Source organism: Paenibacillus chondroitinus NBRC 15376, from assembly GCF_004000765.1.
GTDB classification, from domain to species: domain Bacteria; phylum Bacillota; class Bacilli; order Paenibacillales; family NBRC-103111; genus Paenibacillus_E; species Paenibacillus_E chondroitinus.
Genome location: NZ_BILW01000027.1, coordinates 47276 through 63393, shown reverse-complemented (window position 1 = coordinate 63393; position 16118 = coordinate 47276). Strand labels below are relative to the sequence as shown.

The 16118-nt window shown below is 48.3% G+C and carries 12 protein-coding genes; 1 reads left to right on the top strand and 11 read right to left on the bottom strand.

The genetic code is table 11. The features are described 5' to 3' along the window. Positions 1-46: 46 nt before the first annotated feature. The 5 genes from PCH02S_RS24600 to PCH02S_RS24580 form a co-directional block, all read right to left on the bottom strand. Positions 47-754: an NAD(P)H-dependent oxidoreductase gene (locus PCH02S_RS24600; protein WP_127456742.1), complete on the bottom strand. Its 708-nt coding sequence runs from the start codon at positions 752-754 to the stop codon at positions 47-49. A gap of 8 nt (positions 755-762) precedes the next feature. Further along, positions 763-2142, bottom strand: a complete 1380-nt coding sequence (locus tag PCH02S_RS24595; RefSeq protein WP_127456741.1) for an amidohydrolase family protein — start codon at positions 2140-2142, stop codon at positions 763-765. Positions 2143-2164: 22 nt separating this feature from the next. Beyond that, entirely contained in the window at positions 2165-3259 is a 1095-nt protein-coding gene (locus PCH02S_RS24590; RefSeq protein WP_127456740.1) for an ABC transporter substrate-binding protein, read from the bottom strand. A 204-nt stretch (positions 3260-3463) separates the two neighbouring features. Then, positions 3464-4459, bottom strand: coding sequence for an aromatic ring-hydroxylating dioxygenase subunit alpha (locus tag PCH02S_RS24585; RefSeq protein WP_246069242.1), 996 nt, complete (start codon positions 4457-4459; stop codon positions 3464-3466). A gap of 61 nt (positions 4460-4520) precedes the next feature. Continuing rightward, positions 4521-5906, bottom strand: a complete 1386-nt coding sequence (locus tag PCH02S_RS24580; protein ID WP_127456738.1) for an amidohydrolase family protein — start codon at positions 5904-5906, stop codon at positions 4521-4523. Between the two features lie 276 nt (positions 5907-6182). On the opposite strand from PCH02S_RS24580, the gene PCH02S_RS24575 reads away from it, so the two are divergent. Continuing rightward, positions 6183-6641: an Lrp/AsnC family transcriptional regulator gene (locus tag PCH02S_RS24575; protein WP_127456737.1), complete on the top strand. Its 459-nt coding sequence runs from the start codon at positions 6183-6185 to the stop codon at positions 6639-6641. 482 nt (positions 6642-7123) lie between these two features. Here PCH02S_RS24575 and PCH02S_RS24570 read toward each other — a convergent pair whose 3' ends face one another. The 6 genes from PCH02S_RS24570 to PCH02S_RS24545 all read right to left on the bottom strand — a co-directional run bounded on the left by PCH02S_RS24570 (position 7124) and on the right by PCH02S_RS24545 (position 16076). Then, a complete protein-coding gene (locus PCH02S_RS24570; protein WP_127456736.1) occupies positions 7124-8080 on the bottom strand; it encodes a 3'-5' exoribonuclease YhaM family protein in 957 nt (318 codons plus the stop codon). A 123-nt stretch (positions 8081-8203) separates the two neighbouring features. Continuing rightward, the gene (locus tag PCH02S_RS24565) at positions 8204-9415 is read right to left on the bottom strand and encodes a VWA domain-containing protein (protein WP_127456735.1); all 1212 of its coding nucleotides are present in this window, start codon (positions 9413-9415) and stop codon (positions 8204-8206) included. A 3-nt stretch (positions 9416-9418) separates the two neighbouring features. Then, entirely contained in the window at positions 9419-11779 is a 2361-nt protein-coding gene (locus PCH02S_RS24560; RefSeq protein WP_246069241.1) for a DUF5682 family protein, read from the bottom strand. After that, positions 11737-12828 (bottom strand): ATP-binding protein, encoded by a 1092-nt coding sequence (locus tag PCH02S_RS24555; protein WP_127456734.1) that lies wholly within the window; start codon positions 12826-12828, stop codon positions 11737-11739. The genes PCH02S_RS24560 and PCH02S_RS24555 overlap by 43 nt, the downstream gene beginning before the upstream one ends. Next, positions 12804-14615, bottom strand: a complete 1812-nt coding sequence (locus PCH02S_RS24550; protein ID WP_127456733.1) for a HEAT repeat domain-containing protein — start codon at positions 14613-14615, stop codon at positions 12804-12806. The genes PCH02S_RS24555 and PCH02S_RS24550 overlap by 25 nt, the downstream gene beginning before the upstream one ends. A 24-nt stretch (positions 14616-14639) precedes the next feature. Beyond that, entirely contained in the window at positions 14640-16076 is a 1437-nt protein-coding gene (locus tag PCH02S_RS24545; RefSeq protein ID WP_127456732.1) for an SWIM zinc finger family protein, read from the bottom strand. Positions 16077-16118 lie beyond the last annotated feature (42 nt).

Sequence of the window (16118 nt, the reverse complement as noted above, 5' to 3'; positions counted from 1 at the left end):
AATCTCATGGACAAGAACGGATCCTAGCTTTCAATGTAACAACGTTTTAACCGGAAGCTTCACTTGACCGGAAAAGCTGTAAAGCTGCGGCAACATCCGCAACCCGCTCCCCTAACCGGGCAGCCATCAGCAGCTCCCTCGGATCAGGGGACAACGAGCTGTCTGGACCAGCCAACGTGGAAGCGCCATAAGGCGAGCAGCCAATCGCATCCGCTGTTAAGTATTCTGGATTCTCGGAGTATGGAAGGCCTACAAAAATCATGCCGAAATGAAATAATGGTACCATAGCCGTCAAAATGGCTGCCTCATGACCCGTATGAATGGAAGCCGTCGAGTTAAAAATGCCCGTTGGTTTCCCTTCCAAAGCCCCTTCCACACATAACTCTCCAGCCATTTCTAGAAACAACTTAACTTGAGCGGGCATCGTGCCATAATAAGTGGGAAAACCCCACAATATACCGTCAGCCCAACGCAAATCATCATTAGTTGCATAGGGAATATTCTCCTGTAACACACCTGCTGCTTCATATTTACTATAGCGATCTGTCAACCGAAATTGATTAGATAAGCTTTTACCGCTTGCCGGCCTCTCTTTATCTGGCTGGATAACGCGATTCTCAGGAGCGGCCATTTCGGGGATGCGCACGATTTTTACCTGATGAGCCCCTGACTGGCTGGCCCCATCGGCCACAGCTTGTGCCATCTGAAAGACATGACCGAATGCACTGTAATAAACGACCAGCAGATTAGCCACCCTCAATTTCACCCTTTCGCAAATTCATGTTTATGGAAGGATACTTCCCGTGAAGCCTCATCCCAATAACGGGCTAACGTGTTGTCCTGCCATTTGGTTTTGGCTGCGGCCATGCGCACCCACCTTCCCCCGCTGTACACCCAACGCCGTTCCGGCAGCATGGTAAAGATCTCTTCGGGTGTGCTGCCGTCGATGACGACAAAGTTCGCTTCATTGCCCGCCTTGATGGCATCATCGGTAAGTCCCAACACTTTAGCGGGAACATCCGTCATCATGCGAAGTAACGTACGAAGATCGTCCGGCCTTCCCATATGAGCGGCGTAGGAGCTGATTAAAGCAATTTGCAGCAAATCACCTCGCCCGAATGGATGAAATGGATCGTGAATATTATCGGAAGCTACCGCAATAGGAATGCCTGCCTCCCATATTTCCTTCAGTCTGGTTACCCCACGCCGAATCGGAAAGCTGTCATGTCTGCCTTGCAAATACAGATTCACCGCAGGTAACGAAACGGCCTTGAGTCCCGCATCCGCCATTTGAGCGATGATGTTATGCGCATCTTGATCGGTCATGGATGCCAGCGCGCATAAATGATCAACTGTCACGCGTCCTTCGTAGCCTTCCGCCTTCGTTCGATAGGCGATATGCTCAATCGTGCGAATAGCCGGATTGTCGGTTTCATCACAATGCAGATCAATCGGCACGTCGTATTTCTCCGCTAATTTGAATACATAATCAATATCTTCTTTCGGGGTCATGGATAAATGAGGGGCTCCCCCAATTCCGTCAACACCCATCCTTAATGCTTCCTCGATGGCGTCTACGTCCATTGACATAAAGTTGTAAGGACACATTGGAAACAGCTGCAACGTTAGGTAAGGGGCCAGTGCTTCTTTTGCTTCCAGCGCAGCTTCAATCGTACGTAAGGCAACTTCCCTGGAAACTCGCAGATTAAAATCCAGATGCGTCCGAATCCGTGTCGTACCAAACGACAAAGCTTGCATAGCCGAACGAATCATTCTAGATTTAATTTCCTGCTTGCTAAAAAAAGGCGATGCTTGCGAATAATTCTGCACAGCTTCTTCTAATGTCCCGCTTCGATTCTCAACCGAAGTTAAGGAGAAAGCTTTGTCCAGATGCATGTGTGCATCCACAAAGCCCGGCAGCATGATTTTACCTTCCAAATCTATGATTGGCCTGTTGGGGTCCAGAAAAGCCTGCGTCGGATTCCACGTTTCCAAAGAAACAGCGCCAGGCGGGGCGGCATCTCCTTCATGCTTGAGAATCTGCGTCCAAACTCCATCACGAATCGATAGGCGAAACAAATGCCCCTCATCTTCCATGGGTAATCGAACATTGATGAAATCCAAATTCGTAACAGAAGCCATGCCGCCACCTCCTGAACTTTTATTATTTTTTAGGTAAAAATTGCGTTGTGAACACCTTATCAATACTTTCAGCTGTTTTTAACACACCAACATCCACTAATTGCTTCTGAACTTCCTCCCAGCGTTCCTTGGTCATAACGCCGGTCCCTTTGGTTGCAGCATCGCCGCCAAACACGAAATCCATTTCTTTTGCAGCGCTAAACTTCATCATATCTAGGCCCATATCGGGGTTCTTTTGTTGAATGCTCGGGTTAATCTCTTCAGAATGATCTTTGTAATAATCCCATCCTTTGACTGTCGCTTCTACGAAAGCTTTCACTTGATCTGGATGTTCGGCAATCATTTTCTCCGTTGTGAAGTAAACTCCGCCATAAATGTTGTATCCGGAATCGGCATTCAGCAGCGTGCCATATTCCACTTTTTGCTGATCTAGGGTGAAAGGCTCGCTAGTCACGTATCCTTGTGTGAGCGATGTTTTATCATTGACAAAATTGACTAATTGACCTGTGTATTTCATTTCTTGGGCCGAGTCTAATTTGTATTTCTTCTTAATGAACTGCCAGAAGCTCGCCGTGGAAGCCACATACACTTTGTGACCATTGAGATCAGCAAAATCTTTCACGCCTGAATCTTTATGGTAAAACAAAGCTTGCGGGCTCTTTTGCAACGAGGTTGCGATCGCTACAATTGGAATCCCCTCTTGTCTGGCCACCAAAATATCGTCGCCGTTAGCCATCCCGAATTGCGCTTTGCCTGAGGCGACAATCTGTGTAGACGATACCTGAGGTCCGCCTGGCATCAGCGTCATATCCAAGCCTGCATCTTTGTAGTAACCTTTGGCTACCGCCGCAAAGTTACCGCCATGCTCCGGCTCAGCGAACCAGTTCAAAACAACCGTCGCTGGAACGATAGCTTTAGGCGCCGTCGCAGCAGCCGTTGATGCAGCAGGAGCCGTGGAGGCCGCCGGTGCTGTGGAAGGTGGTGCGCTTGGCGATGATGAAACTGAGGTGCTTCCACTACCGCAGGCGGCAAGCATACTTGAGATCGCAATAAAGCTGACTGACAAGAGTACCGGGCGTTTGGCGACTAGCGGATTCGTATCATTGAATCGTTTCATTTGAACATCCCCTCCATATTTGGTTATCTCTACAAAGTACTTATCGACCTTTAGTCAAATATAGAATTGATCGTCTATGCACGTCAACGAAGATGCTAACGTTTTGTGTTTAATTACAATAAAAGTACGCCTTTTTATTATATTTTCAAGAATAGAGTGAATGACAAGCTGTTATTTACACTTAAAAACGAACATTAAGTAAATTCATACGACGCCAACCTTAACTCCCAGTTCCCGTAACCAACGGCGATAAGCGATAGAAAACCTGTCTACCTTGTGATTAAGCTCCACTTGCAGATCAAGCGGGAGCAGCTCCGGTTTCTGCGTCTCAATCACCTTGGCATCTTGATCAAAGACAATATCCTGAAAACGGATGAAATTCGCATCATCCACATCAAAAGCATAATTACGTGACACCATCATGTGAACAATACATTCTTCTGCGGCCACAGGGAGGACCGTCAGCATAATCCACAGGGTTTGGCCGTTGCTCGGATCCGCTTTGCTTAGTCGTGCCGATAGTGGCCGGTATACTTCCTTCCTATACACGTAAGTCGTTCCTTCACTTTTATCTGAACCGGAATGGGCTACAGGCTGAAAAATCGGAATATGTTCAATATAAATCCGTTCTTTTTCTTTGATGACCTCGAAGTCAGGCAGCTCCGCATAGTCCGGGTGTCCCAGCAAATTCTGGTGGACGAACATCAGATGGGCGAAATCCGTAAAGTTTTCAATCACTCTCGTACCCGCCGCCGCCACCTTATATGGGCCGCATGGCAGTGGACGAAATTCCGGATTGGCAAACTCGTCGAAATGAGGCAGCGGTGCTGTCGGCTCACCGATACATACCCAAATAAAGCCGTATTTTTCTTCACAATGGAAAAGCTGGGCTTTGGCTCTTGGCGGGATTTTCTCCCCCTTGGGCTGTGCGGGAATACACACACATTGGCCAGAGGAATCATATTGCCAACCGTGGTATGGGCAGACTAAAGCATCGTTTTGCACCCAACCTTTGGAAAGCATCGCTCCACGATGAACGCATAGGTCCTGCATGGCATGAACCCCCTTGCTGGAACGGTAAAGCGCGACTCTTTCGCCTAAAATAATGACACCAACAGGCTGCTCCTTCAGTTCTGACGCGAGGTACACCGCATGCCAATCATTTTCCAGAACGGGATCATGTAGACGTTGTAAGGCCATAACTATCATCCTCCTACGGAATTTATGAACATCATTTGAGCCTCTGAAAAAATGTGAAAAACTACTCGTTGTCTGCGAAAATAGGATATTTTCCAGCTAATTTGGCACGCAGGACGTTGACCCTTGCTTGTGCTCTCTGTAAAATCTCCTGCTCATCCACCCAGGTGCATACGCCTTTGTCGACAACGACGTTGCCGCCGACGATGACAAGATCCACGTCATTGCCGTTCGCATTGTACACCAAGGCGGAAGAGGCACGATGGACAGGGCTGATATGTGCCTTCATCATATCTACCGCAACCAGATCTGCCTTTTTGCCAGGCTCCAGACTGCCCAACTCATCGCTCCTTCCAACCGCCTTCGCGCCATTCACCGTCGCCATGCGCAGCACATCCATCGGAGGCAGTAAAGTTGCATCCAGCTCATTCACCTTGTGCAAGCAGGCTGTGAACTTTAGAACTTCTAAATTGTCTTGGCAGTTATTGCTGCCGGGACCGTCCGTCCCCAATGCAACATTTATGCCCATGCTCAGCATCTCAGGCACTCGGGCAACGCCGGATGCTAAATACATGTTGGAGACAGGGCAGTGGATAACCGATGCCCCTTGGTCGCGAATCATGGCCAGCTCGCCGTCATCCAGCCAAACCCCATGCACAACCTGCGTTTGCTCGCCCAGAAGCCCAACTTCATTCAGGAGCTCCAAGTTGCGCAGCCCATAACGTGCCATCGTCGTATCGATTTGCTCGCTCGTTTCCGCCACGTGCACATGTGAAATGAGATGGCGATCCCGGCTGAAAACCGCCGCCCGCTCCAGATAACCACGCGAACAGCCATATAAATTGAGCGGACCAAGCGCGATGCGGATTCGTCCTGAAGCTGCTCCTTCCCATTCATCAAGCAAGCGGTCCGTGGCGCCAAAGATCTGTTCCTCGGTCTCCCGCAATCGGACTTCCCCGGCCAAGTCAGATCCACCTCGGGCCAAATGCCCGCGAATGCCGGAATCGATCATGGCCCGCAGCACACTCGCGTCATTCTCCGGGTAGGTATGGATATAATGGTGATCCATGATGTAAGTGGCGCCCGATTTCAGATTTTCAATGCATCCGATCAATGCAGCTAAATAGAAATCTTCGGGCTCCATCGCCAAGCTCATCGGCCAAATGATCTCCTTCAGCCACTGCGCAAGCGGGGAGTGATCGGAAACGCCTCGCATGAACGTCTGAAACAAATGCGTATGCCCGTTGATGATGCCAGGTATCACAACTTTCCCTTTTGCATCGTAGACATATGCCGCTTCTGCCTTAAGGTCATCCATTCTTCCATCTTCGCTCCATGCTCCCACTTCCACGATGACATCGTGCTCCAGATAGACGTAACCTGGTTTGAATATCTGATTGGTGGCATTCATGGTCATAATCGTACCGTTGTAGATCAGCTTTTTGGACATTCGATTGCCGCCACCCTTCAAACGTTAACTTTTATAACACCATTTAAAACTTTATGTTTATGTGTTATGTTTATTAACATGATTATAGGAGCGGCAATCTTTTCCGTCAACGTCACTTGTAAATGAAAACCAAACAGTTTGTAACGTTTTTTATTAGATTATTGTCAAACTGATTAACATTTTTTGATTTTCGAAGGTATCGGTGCTGTTTTTTCGTGAAAATATGTTTTTTATAATCATCTGTATATATTTTTCTGTGTAAGGAGTTGTGTCATAATGGATCTCCCACATCTCGATCATGTGGATCAAGAAATTATCAGGCTGCTGCATGAGAATGGCCGCCTTTCCTACGCCAAAATTGGCGAAATCCTTAATCTGTCGCGTGTAGCTATTCAAAAACGTGTCGAAAACCTAATCGACAATGAGGTCATCGAGAACTTCACCATTCGATTGAATGCAACAAAGCTAGGCAAGGTCGTCAGTGCTTTTTTCGAAGTGGAGGTTGAACCGCGTTTTGCTGAAGAGGTGGGCAATCAACTATCGGCGGATCCCAATGTCATCTCGATTTATCAAATGACAGGAAGCAGTTCGCTGCATATGCATGCTCTGCTGAAAGATGACGCCGCGTTAGAGGCATTTTTGTATCAGAACATCTATAAACGGGTTGGGGTCGTTCGCGTGAATACGCAAGTGGTGATCAAACGTTTTAAGCAGGGGACTGGGCTGGAGCTTTGATTAGCAAGCAAGGATAAACGACTTCGTCGTCCGCCTAACCCCGATTTCTTCAAGAAAACAGACAAATAGAGGACGTCAGTTCTCCTCCACGTGAAGAGGAGCCTATTTCGATGAAATAGAGCCCTGTAGTTCCCCTCCAGGAGGAACAGCTGGAGCGATCGCAGCGACAGTGCGGCTATGTTGTATTTTGCGCAAGCATTTGGCCGTAAAGGGGCCTCACTTCGCCTCTATATTGTACATCATACAACAATTGTTGCATTTAAACCGGTTACAATTCACCTTTTACAACAAATGGTTGTACGATGTGCAACGAAAGACCGCATTCGCGGTCTGACTACACCATTACGTTGTATGTAATGCAGCGTAGCCCATCAACTCTGCCGCACAGCCGTCTTTACAACGAAAAATAGTTATTTGAGTAGATTCATTCTTAACTTTCAAAAAAAAACCGTCAGAGCATGATGAATGCCCTAACGGTTTTTTTATAAATTCAAACGATACATCGCCTTATTCTCTAGTCCGCGAATCATAGGCGTCCATGCGTCCGTCTCCGGAGTCACTTGCAGCGTATCCTCGACCATCTGCAGCTTCGCATCCATCGAATCGATATAGTGCAAAGCAACAGCCTCAGGAATTTGCGGCAGCACCGGGCTTCCCCATTCCGGCAAATTATGATGCGACAACACGATATGCTGCAGACCGATCACGACATCGGATTGCAAATCTAGCGCATGATGCAAAGCCGCCTCCGTAATCCAATTCGACGCCATCGAAATATGACCGAGCAGCTTACCTTGCACGCTGTACTCCGTCACGATGCCCAGCTGCGCAATCATCTCCTCCGGTTTCGCAATATCATGCAAAATGATGCCCGCTTTGATCAAATCCGGATTAAGAAACGGGCGCTGCTTGCAGATGAATTCGCCAATTTCCAGCATCCGCACAATGTGATAGGCTAGCCCGGCGAAATAGGCATGATGATGTGTTTTGGCAGCAGGATAGTGATTAAGCTTCTCCCCAACCTTCGCCACACAGAAAGAAACGATCGATTTGATGTTGGGATTCTCAATGCTTTCCAGAACACCATTTATGGTATGAATAAGATCGACTGGACTGATAGGAGCCGACCGAATGAAATCAGTCATTTGTACGCCATCTTCCGGCAATACCTTGCGTATTCTACCAATTTTCACTTGCAATCTATCGCGATAGGTTTGAACCAGCCCTTGAACCTTCACCAATGTCATTGGGAAAAAGGTTTCCTTATCTGCAGCGCTGACGTCCCACATTTTCGCCGAAATCTGCCCGCTGGCATCACACAGCACAATATCCATGAAATCCTTCGCAGGCGTCGTATTCGTTTGCTTAATTTCCAATTCTTTAATGAGATAAAATCCAACAAATTCTTCTGGTGCCTGAAGCTGTTTAATTAATGTCATTTTAGTTCCTCCACATGTCATTAGGAACTATTATACTATGAAAATGACAAAAATGGCTGAATTCATTCATAGATTCGGCGGCGGCGGTCGGGAGCGACTAGCCGCCGCACTTCGTCCAGCTCCCTATTTCCCCTGTCCTTGCTTCACTTTCTCCGCAAGCATTGAAAGATCGTGCCCTTTCAGAGCCCCTTCAATCAACTCGGGCAGCTTATCCGGTGAACAACCAAAGCAAGGAATGCCGTATTGGGACAGCTTTTTGGCAACAGCTTCGTCATAGGAAGGTACTCCCTCATCGGATAAAGCGAGCAAGCATATGGTTTTCACGCCGGTTTGATGCATGTCGATAAGCCTTTGCAGCATTTCCGTACGATTGCCACCTTCATAGAGATCCGAGACCAAGATAAACAATGTTTTTTTGGGTTCCGTGATAAAAGAGGAACAGTAGGAGATCGACTTGTTAATGTCAGTCCCTCCGCCTAGCTGAATCCCAAATAGCATATCGACGGGATCCTCTGCACACTGCTCGCTCAAATCAACGACCTCGGTGTCGAAAGCAACCACACGTGTATCCAGTGCTGGCATACTGGCGAAAATCGAACCAATAATTGAGGCATAGATGACAGATCCTGCCATCGAACCGCTTTGGTCAATGTCCAGGATGACCGTCCACTCCTTGCTTCGGCGAGCACGATCAAAGAAATAAACCTTTTCCGGCAGCAGAAGTCCGCGTTCCTTGTCGTAATGTTTGAGATTTTTGCGAATGGTTGTGTTCCAGTCCAACCCTGTAGCAGATGGCAGGGGCGAATGCTGCCTGCGGTTTAGCGCGCCTGTAACTGCACGGCGCAAATCCTGGGAAAGCCGTTTTACGATTTCATCAACAACGGCTTTGACCAGCTGCCTTGCCGTTTCTTTGGTCCTCTCCGGAATTTTACCTTTTAGCGCCATTAACGTGGCAACCATCTGAATATCCGGCTTGACTTGTGACAGAAGTTCCGGCTCATAAAGCAGTTGATGCAATCCTTTGCGCTCGATGGCGTCCGCTTGAATGACGGATACGACATCCGGTGGAAAAAAAGTGCGAATATCGCCTAGCCATTTGGCGAGCTTAGGAGCGGATGCCCCCAGTCCTGCTTTGCGAGAGCCGCCAGTATCTACACCGGACTCTGCACTGCCGGCTGAAGTGTCGTCATAGATCGCAGCCAGAGCCTCATCCATCAGCCTCGACTCCTCGTCAAGATGAACTCCGCCTGTACCGAAAGACTGCAGCTTTTCTTCGGAAGCTGCGCCTAGAACCAACCGCCAACGGTTCAATTGTTCTTGATCAATCATTGTCATAGGCTACAAATCTCCAAAGTCAAAATCATTGAGCTCATCCAGCTTCCCCTTCTCTTCCTCACTAAGAGGCTGCTGCAAAGCAGCTCCTGTTCGATCTGTGTCAACACCCCAGATGTCGCCCATCATTTCAGCAACTACCGCCTTTTCCCGTGGCTCAAACGAGCCAAAAGCCCGACGCAGAAAAACAAGCGAACGATGGAAGGCCTCTTTTTCAAGTGATCCGATATACGTATCAAGCTGCTGCCATAGTGTTACTCGCGACAATAACGCATACCGATTGCGCATGGACATCCCTTCGAACCAGCCTGCCCCAAGATCCACGGGAATCCCCGGTGAGAGCCGTCGCGAAACCTCTTGTGCAACACGTTCATCCGTTATATCATTCCGTTCAAGCAAGATGGCGAAGGCGAAGCCCGAAAGCTTCGCATTGCGATCATCCCGCGAAGCCAGCTCCTGCAGTTTGCTGAACCATAAAAGATCGTCCACCACTTCAAACTCATCTTGAGCTATCGTGTTCAAAGATTGCATCGCGCGGACCATGCCGTGAGCGGCATCATCGTTACAGCTCGAAGCGTCCATGAGCAGCAGCGTTCCTCGTAGGAACAATTGCCGGAGCAGCGGAAGCAGGCTGTTGGTTTCAATTCGGCGGATTGATCCATATCGGATCAAGACTGATAGTTCGTAAGCCGCTGCAGCGACTTGTTCAAAGCTGCCTGCGTCCACAGCAAGCCCTTGCAGCGCGGATGTGGCTTGCTCCATCAGCACTGTCAAATCACAATCACAAGCGATTCGAATGATGCGTGAAGCTTCGGCAATGTCTGCACAGCTATCGAGTCTTTCTTTTAGCGCATATGCCGCCGCCAATTCGATAGTCTCCCCCTTGAGGGTTGATTCCACCGCCTGGATTTCAGCTTCCGGCGTCCATTGCAGCACCCATACCTCTGCCCACGAAGCTGATGCTTGATTAACTCTTTGTTTCTTGGCGAAGCTAATGCCCAGAAGCTCCAACCGCTGTAAGAAAATTGAACGTTTTAAATCCAGAAAAGCGGCTTCCTCCGACTTCACCCTGCGATTTTCACGTAAATCCAGTTCTAACGTTGTCGCAACCGCAGACTTAAACTTGCTAAGCTTAAGCCTGCTAAGCTCTCTGTTCAGATCGTCTTGAATAGGCGTTTGACTGACGCCTTCAGGCAATCTCCCAATTGCTGTGCCTATATCGGTTCTTGCCAGGGCTTCGGAAATGGTCGAAAGTTCCCCATAACCAAGACATACCATCGCCGCATCCCGCATATCCCTCCACGTCGGCTGGCTGCCTTCATGCATCGCAGCAAGAGCTTCGGAGAGCCTTACCGCCTCAATAAGCGAAGCTGTAGATCGGTGTGTCCCCTGCTCCCTGAGATGAACGGCTACCTGTGAGAAATACAAAGCGGGTAGTCGCTTAAGATCCCCTTTTTGCAAACACTGCCAGAGGAGTTCGAAATAAGCAGGTGCCTGATTCCCGGCTCCGTAGCCGGAATGCGAAGAAAGCTTATAGTAGGAATAGGGCATTAGTGTTAACTTCGTTGCTGTCTTTGGCAGCCCATTCAACTCTTGATCCGTCATAGAAGGGAACCGGAAATCCAAAGCCGAGGCATGGTGCGCACCGGTGACGACAACGATTTTCTCAGGTGCATGACCGGATGCGATTGTTTCTTGAATTTTACGCCGCATGTATGCTTCACGAATCTCGTTATAAGCCGTTTCCTGAGGCGCGAACTTCATTTCTTGTGGAGCGGTCAGCTCCCTCATTTGCAATGAATATTGATGTATGCTCATCCGGTAGGCGTTTTTTTGAAGATTATGCTCAAAATGCCGCTCCCAATAAGCCTCATAATCCGGCTCCTCCGAGAGTTCAGCAAGCTGCTGATACAGCGTTCTCTGCTGATGAACATACGTCTGGTATTCTTCTGCCTTTGCGGCTTCAGAAATAAATGACGTTCGCTGTCTTTGCTCATACAACGCCAAAGCGTGCTCAGAAGGCAAATCAATGAAAGCTGCCAGTGCCGAATTTCGACTCGCCCATTGAAAAGCCTGATATTCCGGTGAGTAAGAAGCATATGGATACAGCAAGGTTCTTACAGGCAGTTCATTGGTATAGGCCAAAATGGCAATTGGCGGAACAACGCCGGACGATGATAACTCTTCGATATATGGACTTGCATCGCTCGGTCCTTCTACGAGCACAGCTGTGGGCCTTATCTCATCCAAGAAAGCGAGCAGATGATGAGCACCTGCAGGAGATAGATGCCGAATACCGAAAACGTGAAATCCCGAATCTTGAGCTAGTTGTTCATCTCCGAGCATGCGAAGTACAGATTTCTCCATGTCGATCCTCGCTTTTTCATCACATTATCAAGATATTCCTTCCATACAACACGATCCTTCTCTTCATCCTTTACAATTGCCCCTTGCAGCCCGGCCGCAATATCCTCTTCACTGATCTTGCCGCTTCCAAAGCTGCCCGCAAGCGCCATGCTTCCCGTCAGCAGCGATATCGCCTCTGCCGTGGAAATAACTCCGCTCGGCCCTTTCACCTTCTCTTTGCCATCAAGCGTCATTCCGCTGCGCAGCTCACGGAAAATCGTCACAACCTTCCGCACCGATTCCTCATCTGGCAGCGAAGCTTTCAGTTCATAGCTGGCCGATATTTCGCCGACCCGCTTACGGACAATTTCGACTTCCGTTTCAATATCCGACGGCGAAGGAAGCACGATGATGTTAAAGCGCCGTTTCAAAGCCGCAGACATCTCGTTCACTCCACGATCGCGTGTGTTGGCCGTTGCGATGATTGAGAATCCTCTGGACGCGAATACTTCTCTACCCAGCTCCGGGATGGAAATCGTCTTTTCCGATAAAATCGAAATCAATGCGTCCTGCACTTCCGATGCGCAGCGAGATATCTCCTCGAAACGCGCAATACCGCCGGTTTCCATCGCTCGGAATATCGGACTTTTAATAATGGCCGTATCCGAAGGTCCTTGTGCAAGCAGCATCGCATAATTCCAGGAATAGCGGATATGCTCTTCGCTCGTCCCGGCCGTGCCTTGGATCACTTTGCCGGAGTCACCGGTAATCGCAGCCGTTAAATTTTCCGAAAGCCATGACTTCGCTGTCCCCGGTTCCCCGATCAACATCAGTGCACGGTCAGTTAACAGCGTTGCAATCGCCATTTCCACAAGCCTTTTGTTCCCAATGTACTTAGGCGTAATAGAGACTCCTTTCACCTTTCCGCCCGTCAGAAACATCAGTACAGCCTTTGGAGAAAGCTGCCATCCAGCCGGCTTGGCATCTTCATCCCATTTCTTTAATGCTTCCAACTCCTCCAAATAAAGTCTTTCGGAAGGCAATCTTACGACATCTTGCTTCTGATCCATCCCCATAATCCCTGTCCTTTCTCATCTGTTTCTAAGTAATTGGCTTGTTCTGGCTTAGCGGCTACTGTTTCCGCGATGTCCAGCAATTGACTTTTCATCCCCTGATAAGAGAGCCCCTCCGCGAATTTGCTCAGTCTTTCGGCATAAGATTTCGGAAGCAATGACAACAACGTAAGTTGGAGGCGGTCCAAGTAATAAAACTGCTTGTTACCGGGTTTCTCCAAAATATCCATCAGGAGAGCAGGCGCTTTTGCGTAATTTTGCTTAAACAAAACGGCTAATATCAACGTTGTCTTATTTGCATTAAAATTAGGCCGTCCCTCACACTTTTTAACGAGATAATCCGTTACTTTAGGATCTGGCTCACCGGCGAACCGGCATACCAATTCTTCCTCATCCAGTTTAATAAAAAGATGCACCCATCTCGTATCCCATTGTGTGCGAATCGGCGCATTCATCTGATCAAACACCTGCGCATGCAGCGAGGGAGTTACGTCATACATAACACGCAGCAATTCCTTGGCTGCAGGATGCTTTTTATCCTTGAGATCATGATAAAAACGTTCATAAACATCCTCTGGCGGCAGGATTTTGATAGCCGCTCTCAAGCTGTACCCAATAAATTTGCGATTGTATGCCTCATGCAGTTTAACCGCAAAACAGTCTGCTTCGGGTAAATCCAATTGAAGCAGAAGATCCGCAGCAGCCTCTTGAACAGTTTCTGTTTCCGGCACGATAAAACCGGCTGTTGACAGCAAGGTTTCCAGCAAATTTACGACCTCAGGCACTCGCTTACCTTGTAAGCTGCGAATGTCCGCCATTAACATCTGAGTGGATTCTTCAACATTTATGCGTTGTTCGATTTGCTCCAGCATGGCATTGGCATGATGGATGACGCGAAGTGTCAAATCATTAGCTCTACACAATTGAACAGGTTCAATAGCGATATCCTGATCTTTCGAATTAAGAGCTTTGTATAATCGAGCAATCGCTTGCTCGGTTCCAAGACGCGACAAGGCGAATAGTGCCGCTTTGCGAATCTCTTTTTTCTTATCATCTGCCTGATCCAAAATAAATTCTTCTTGTTCGGGATAGTCGCCTAAGCGTTCAATAGCTGTCGAGCGAACATCTGTCGAACCTTTCGTCGCCGCTTGGAGCAGCCAATCTAAAGCTTCCGGTTCGGGAAGTAACGGATGAATTAGTTCTAGTCGACGGGCATCCCCCTTCCCGCCATCCTGCCTAAACTGCTGCTTCAACGCCGGTAGCGCCGCTTGACCCAGGGAAGGCAGCACCTTCCGGTGCAGAAAATCAGGAATTTCCGCATAGCTGTCATCCAAGGCTGTTACAGCTGCCGAAATGACACGGAAATCTTGAAACAAATTCTCTTCGTGCCCAAGCCGAAGTTGTTCCATTCTGCCCTGTCCCTTTTGAGTTAACGCCTCAATTAGAGGTTGCAGCTTGCGGTAAGGAATGGGGGATACAAGGGTGGCTTCTGCCCCCTCAACGGGGAAAAGTTCTTCCTTCGTTTCTGTTTTCCCTTGTGTGTACAGCACCGAGTTCAGCAGCGTACCCAGTTCCAACAGTTTACCGGCCGAACTGCTCACTTCCGCCTCTAACACTTGGCTGACTGCCTGTGCCATTCGATTAAAAATCGGCACCGATTCGCCCAGCTTTTGCAGTTGAGGCAGCATTTTCTGCAATCGCAAATCGCCTGCGGCCATCCCGCTCCCCGCAATAAACAAGCGGCGTATCTCATGCTGCAGCTCAAACAAAACATCTATACTCATAGAATCGTCTCCTAATTCTTTTCATCAATACAGTAAGCGAACTACTTCATTGGCGGTTACAATGCTTAAAGGCTGCGCTTCGAGCCTGTTAAATTTCCAATTTTGCTCAAACATAACCAATATAACTTGATTCGTCAGTAACGCCTTATTCAGCATTGGCAGCAGATTGGTCGTAGTTTCATTGAGATACTGGATGTCCGCAAGAGGGAGCTGCTTGCCCTGTTCATCCAACAGCACATAAGAATCAGCATCCGTCTTTCTAATCTCAGTAAAACGAAGCAGCATGACAGGATGTTTATCAGATAACGGATTTTTGATTACATTTTTCACCTGCTTGATCACTTCCGGGAATGAGCTTTGAGCACTGGCACAGATTTTGTTAAAATCCTGCGAATCAGCCGTGCGAAACGTTGCCTCCTCCCACCGCACTCTCCTGTTTAACTCACCCGGGTATTGCGCGAGCTCCTTTGTTTGCACAACTTGAAAGATGGAATCTTCTTCACGTATATGTTTGGCTGCACGAAAGGGGCGATACGTCTTTGTAAGGTGAATTTGCCCGTTTTCGAGATCGGACCAGTATCCCTCATCGATGAACTCTCCTCTTGCTTGATCCGTATAGGATCGAAAAGCAAGCTGCAGCAGTTCAGCCTCCACGCGGACCCGGCCTTGTTCTCTCAGCTCTGCCATTTGCCAAGCATGCCCGATCCATTCCTCCAATGTCGATTCCGCATCTATTGGAAGATCAGGGTTTTCCAGTCTGCCATTCAGATATTCCCTGCTTTTCTTGATCAGCGACTGCAGGGTAGTTAGCAGCTCAATCACGACGTCATAGGCGGCTTCCCGATTTTCCTCAACGCGAAATTGAAGCGTCAAATCTTTCAATGCGGATTGGATTCCCGGGATGTAATAGTTACCTAACTGCTTCGCTTGTTCGTCTGCGGTTTGCAATGCCTTTTTATCCAAACTGCCAAGCCCCGAAGAAACAAGCTGAAGAATGAGCTTCTCCGCGATGCTGATCCCTTCCAGCTGTGCCGCTATTTTTTTCAACAATGCCGACTTATTCGTCTTACGCTTTGCGGTTGGTGCCTCAGGATCGACAACTTTCTTCTTCTCTTCCCGTTTCTCCGCCTTTTCCCTTTTGTCCAAGATATCTGGAGGAATGGGGGCATGGATGAATGTTTTTCCTGAGGTAAATGCATACATCAAACCGAGATTGTGCTTGCACGGGAACTGGCGGCTCGGACAGGTGCAGCGAAATACAGGGTTTCCTTCTTGCTGCCAATCAATCGAACAGCGATAAGGCTCCTTCCCACTTCCTTTGCACTCCCCGAAAATGATTGTCCCATCATCAGACTGACAGAGCAGGGGGAAGCTGTTTTTCTTCACCAAGTCTTTGCCATTCTTGATTGCACTGCTGTTTTGCGCCAAACTATCGACATAAGCTTCAGTTAAATGATTCATCGCGTACTCCTCATAACATGGTTATATTAACTGTTTCCACAT

What these genes read in the sequence shown, in the direction of transcription:
- PCH02S_RS24595 (WP_127456741.1), bottom strand. Translation starts at nt 2,142, where the DNA reads ATGGCTTCTGTTACGAATTTGGATTTCATCAATGTTCGATTACCCATG.
- PCH02S_RS24590 (WP_127456740.1), bottom strand. Translation starts at nt 3,259, where the DNA reads ATGAAACGATTCAATGATACGAATCCGCTAGTCGCCAAACGCCCGGTA.
- PCH02S_RS24585 (WP_246069242.1), bottom strand. Translation starts at nt 4,459, where the DNA reads ATGGCCTTACAACGTCTACATGATCCCGTTCTGGAAAATGATTGGCAT.
- PCH02S_RS24580 (WP_127456738.1), bottom strand. Translation starts at nt 5,906, where the DNA reads ATGTCCAAAAAGCTGATCTACAACGGTACGATTATGACCATGAATGCC.
- PCH02S_RS24575 (WP_127456737.1), top strand. Translation starts at nt 6,183, where the DNA reads ATGGATCTCCCACATCTCGATCATGTGGATCAAGAAATTATCAGGCTG.
- PCH02S_RS24570 (WP_127456736.1), bottom strand. Translation starts at nt 8,080, where the DNA reads ATGACATTAATTAAACAGCTTCAGGCACCAGAAGAATTTGTTGGATTT.
- PCH02S_RS24565 (WP_127456735.1), bottom strand. Translation starts at nt 9,415, where the DNA reads ATGACAATGATTGATCAAGAACAATTGAACCGTTGGCGGTTGGTTCTA.
- PCH02S_RS24560 (WP_246069241.1), bottom strand. Translation starts at nt 11,779, where the DNA reads ATGGAGAAATCTGTACTTCGCATGCTCGGAGATGAACAACTAGCTCAA.
- PCH02S_RS24555 (WP_127456734.1), bottom strand. Translation starts at nt 12,828, where the DNA reads ATGGATCAGAAGCAAGATGTCGTAAGATTGCCTTCCGAAAGACTTTAT.
- PCH02S_RS24550 (WP_127456733.1), bottom strand. Translation starts at nt 14,615, where the DNA reads ATGAGTATAGATGTTTTGTTTGAGCTGCAGCATGAGATACGCCGCTTG.
- PCH02S_RS24545 (WP_127456732.1), bottom strand. Translation starts at nt 16,076, where the DNA reads ATGAATCATTTAACTGAAGCTTATGTCGATAGTTTGGCGCAAAACAGC.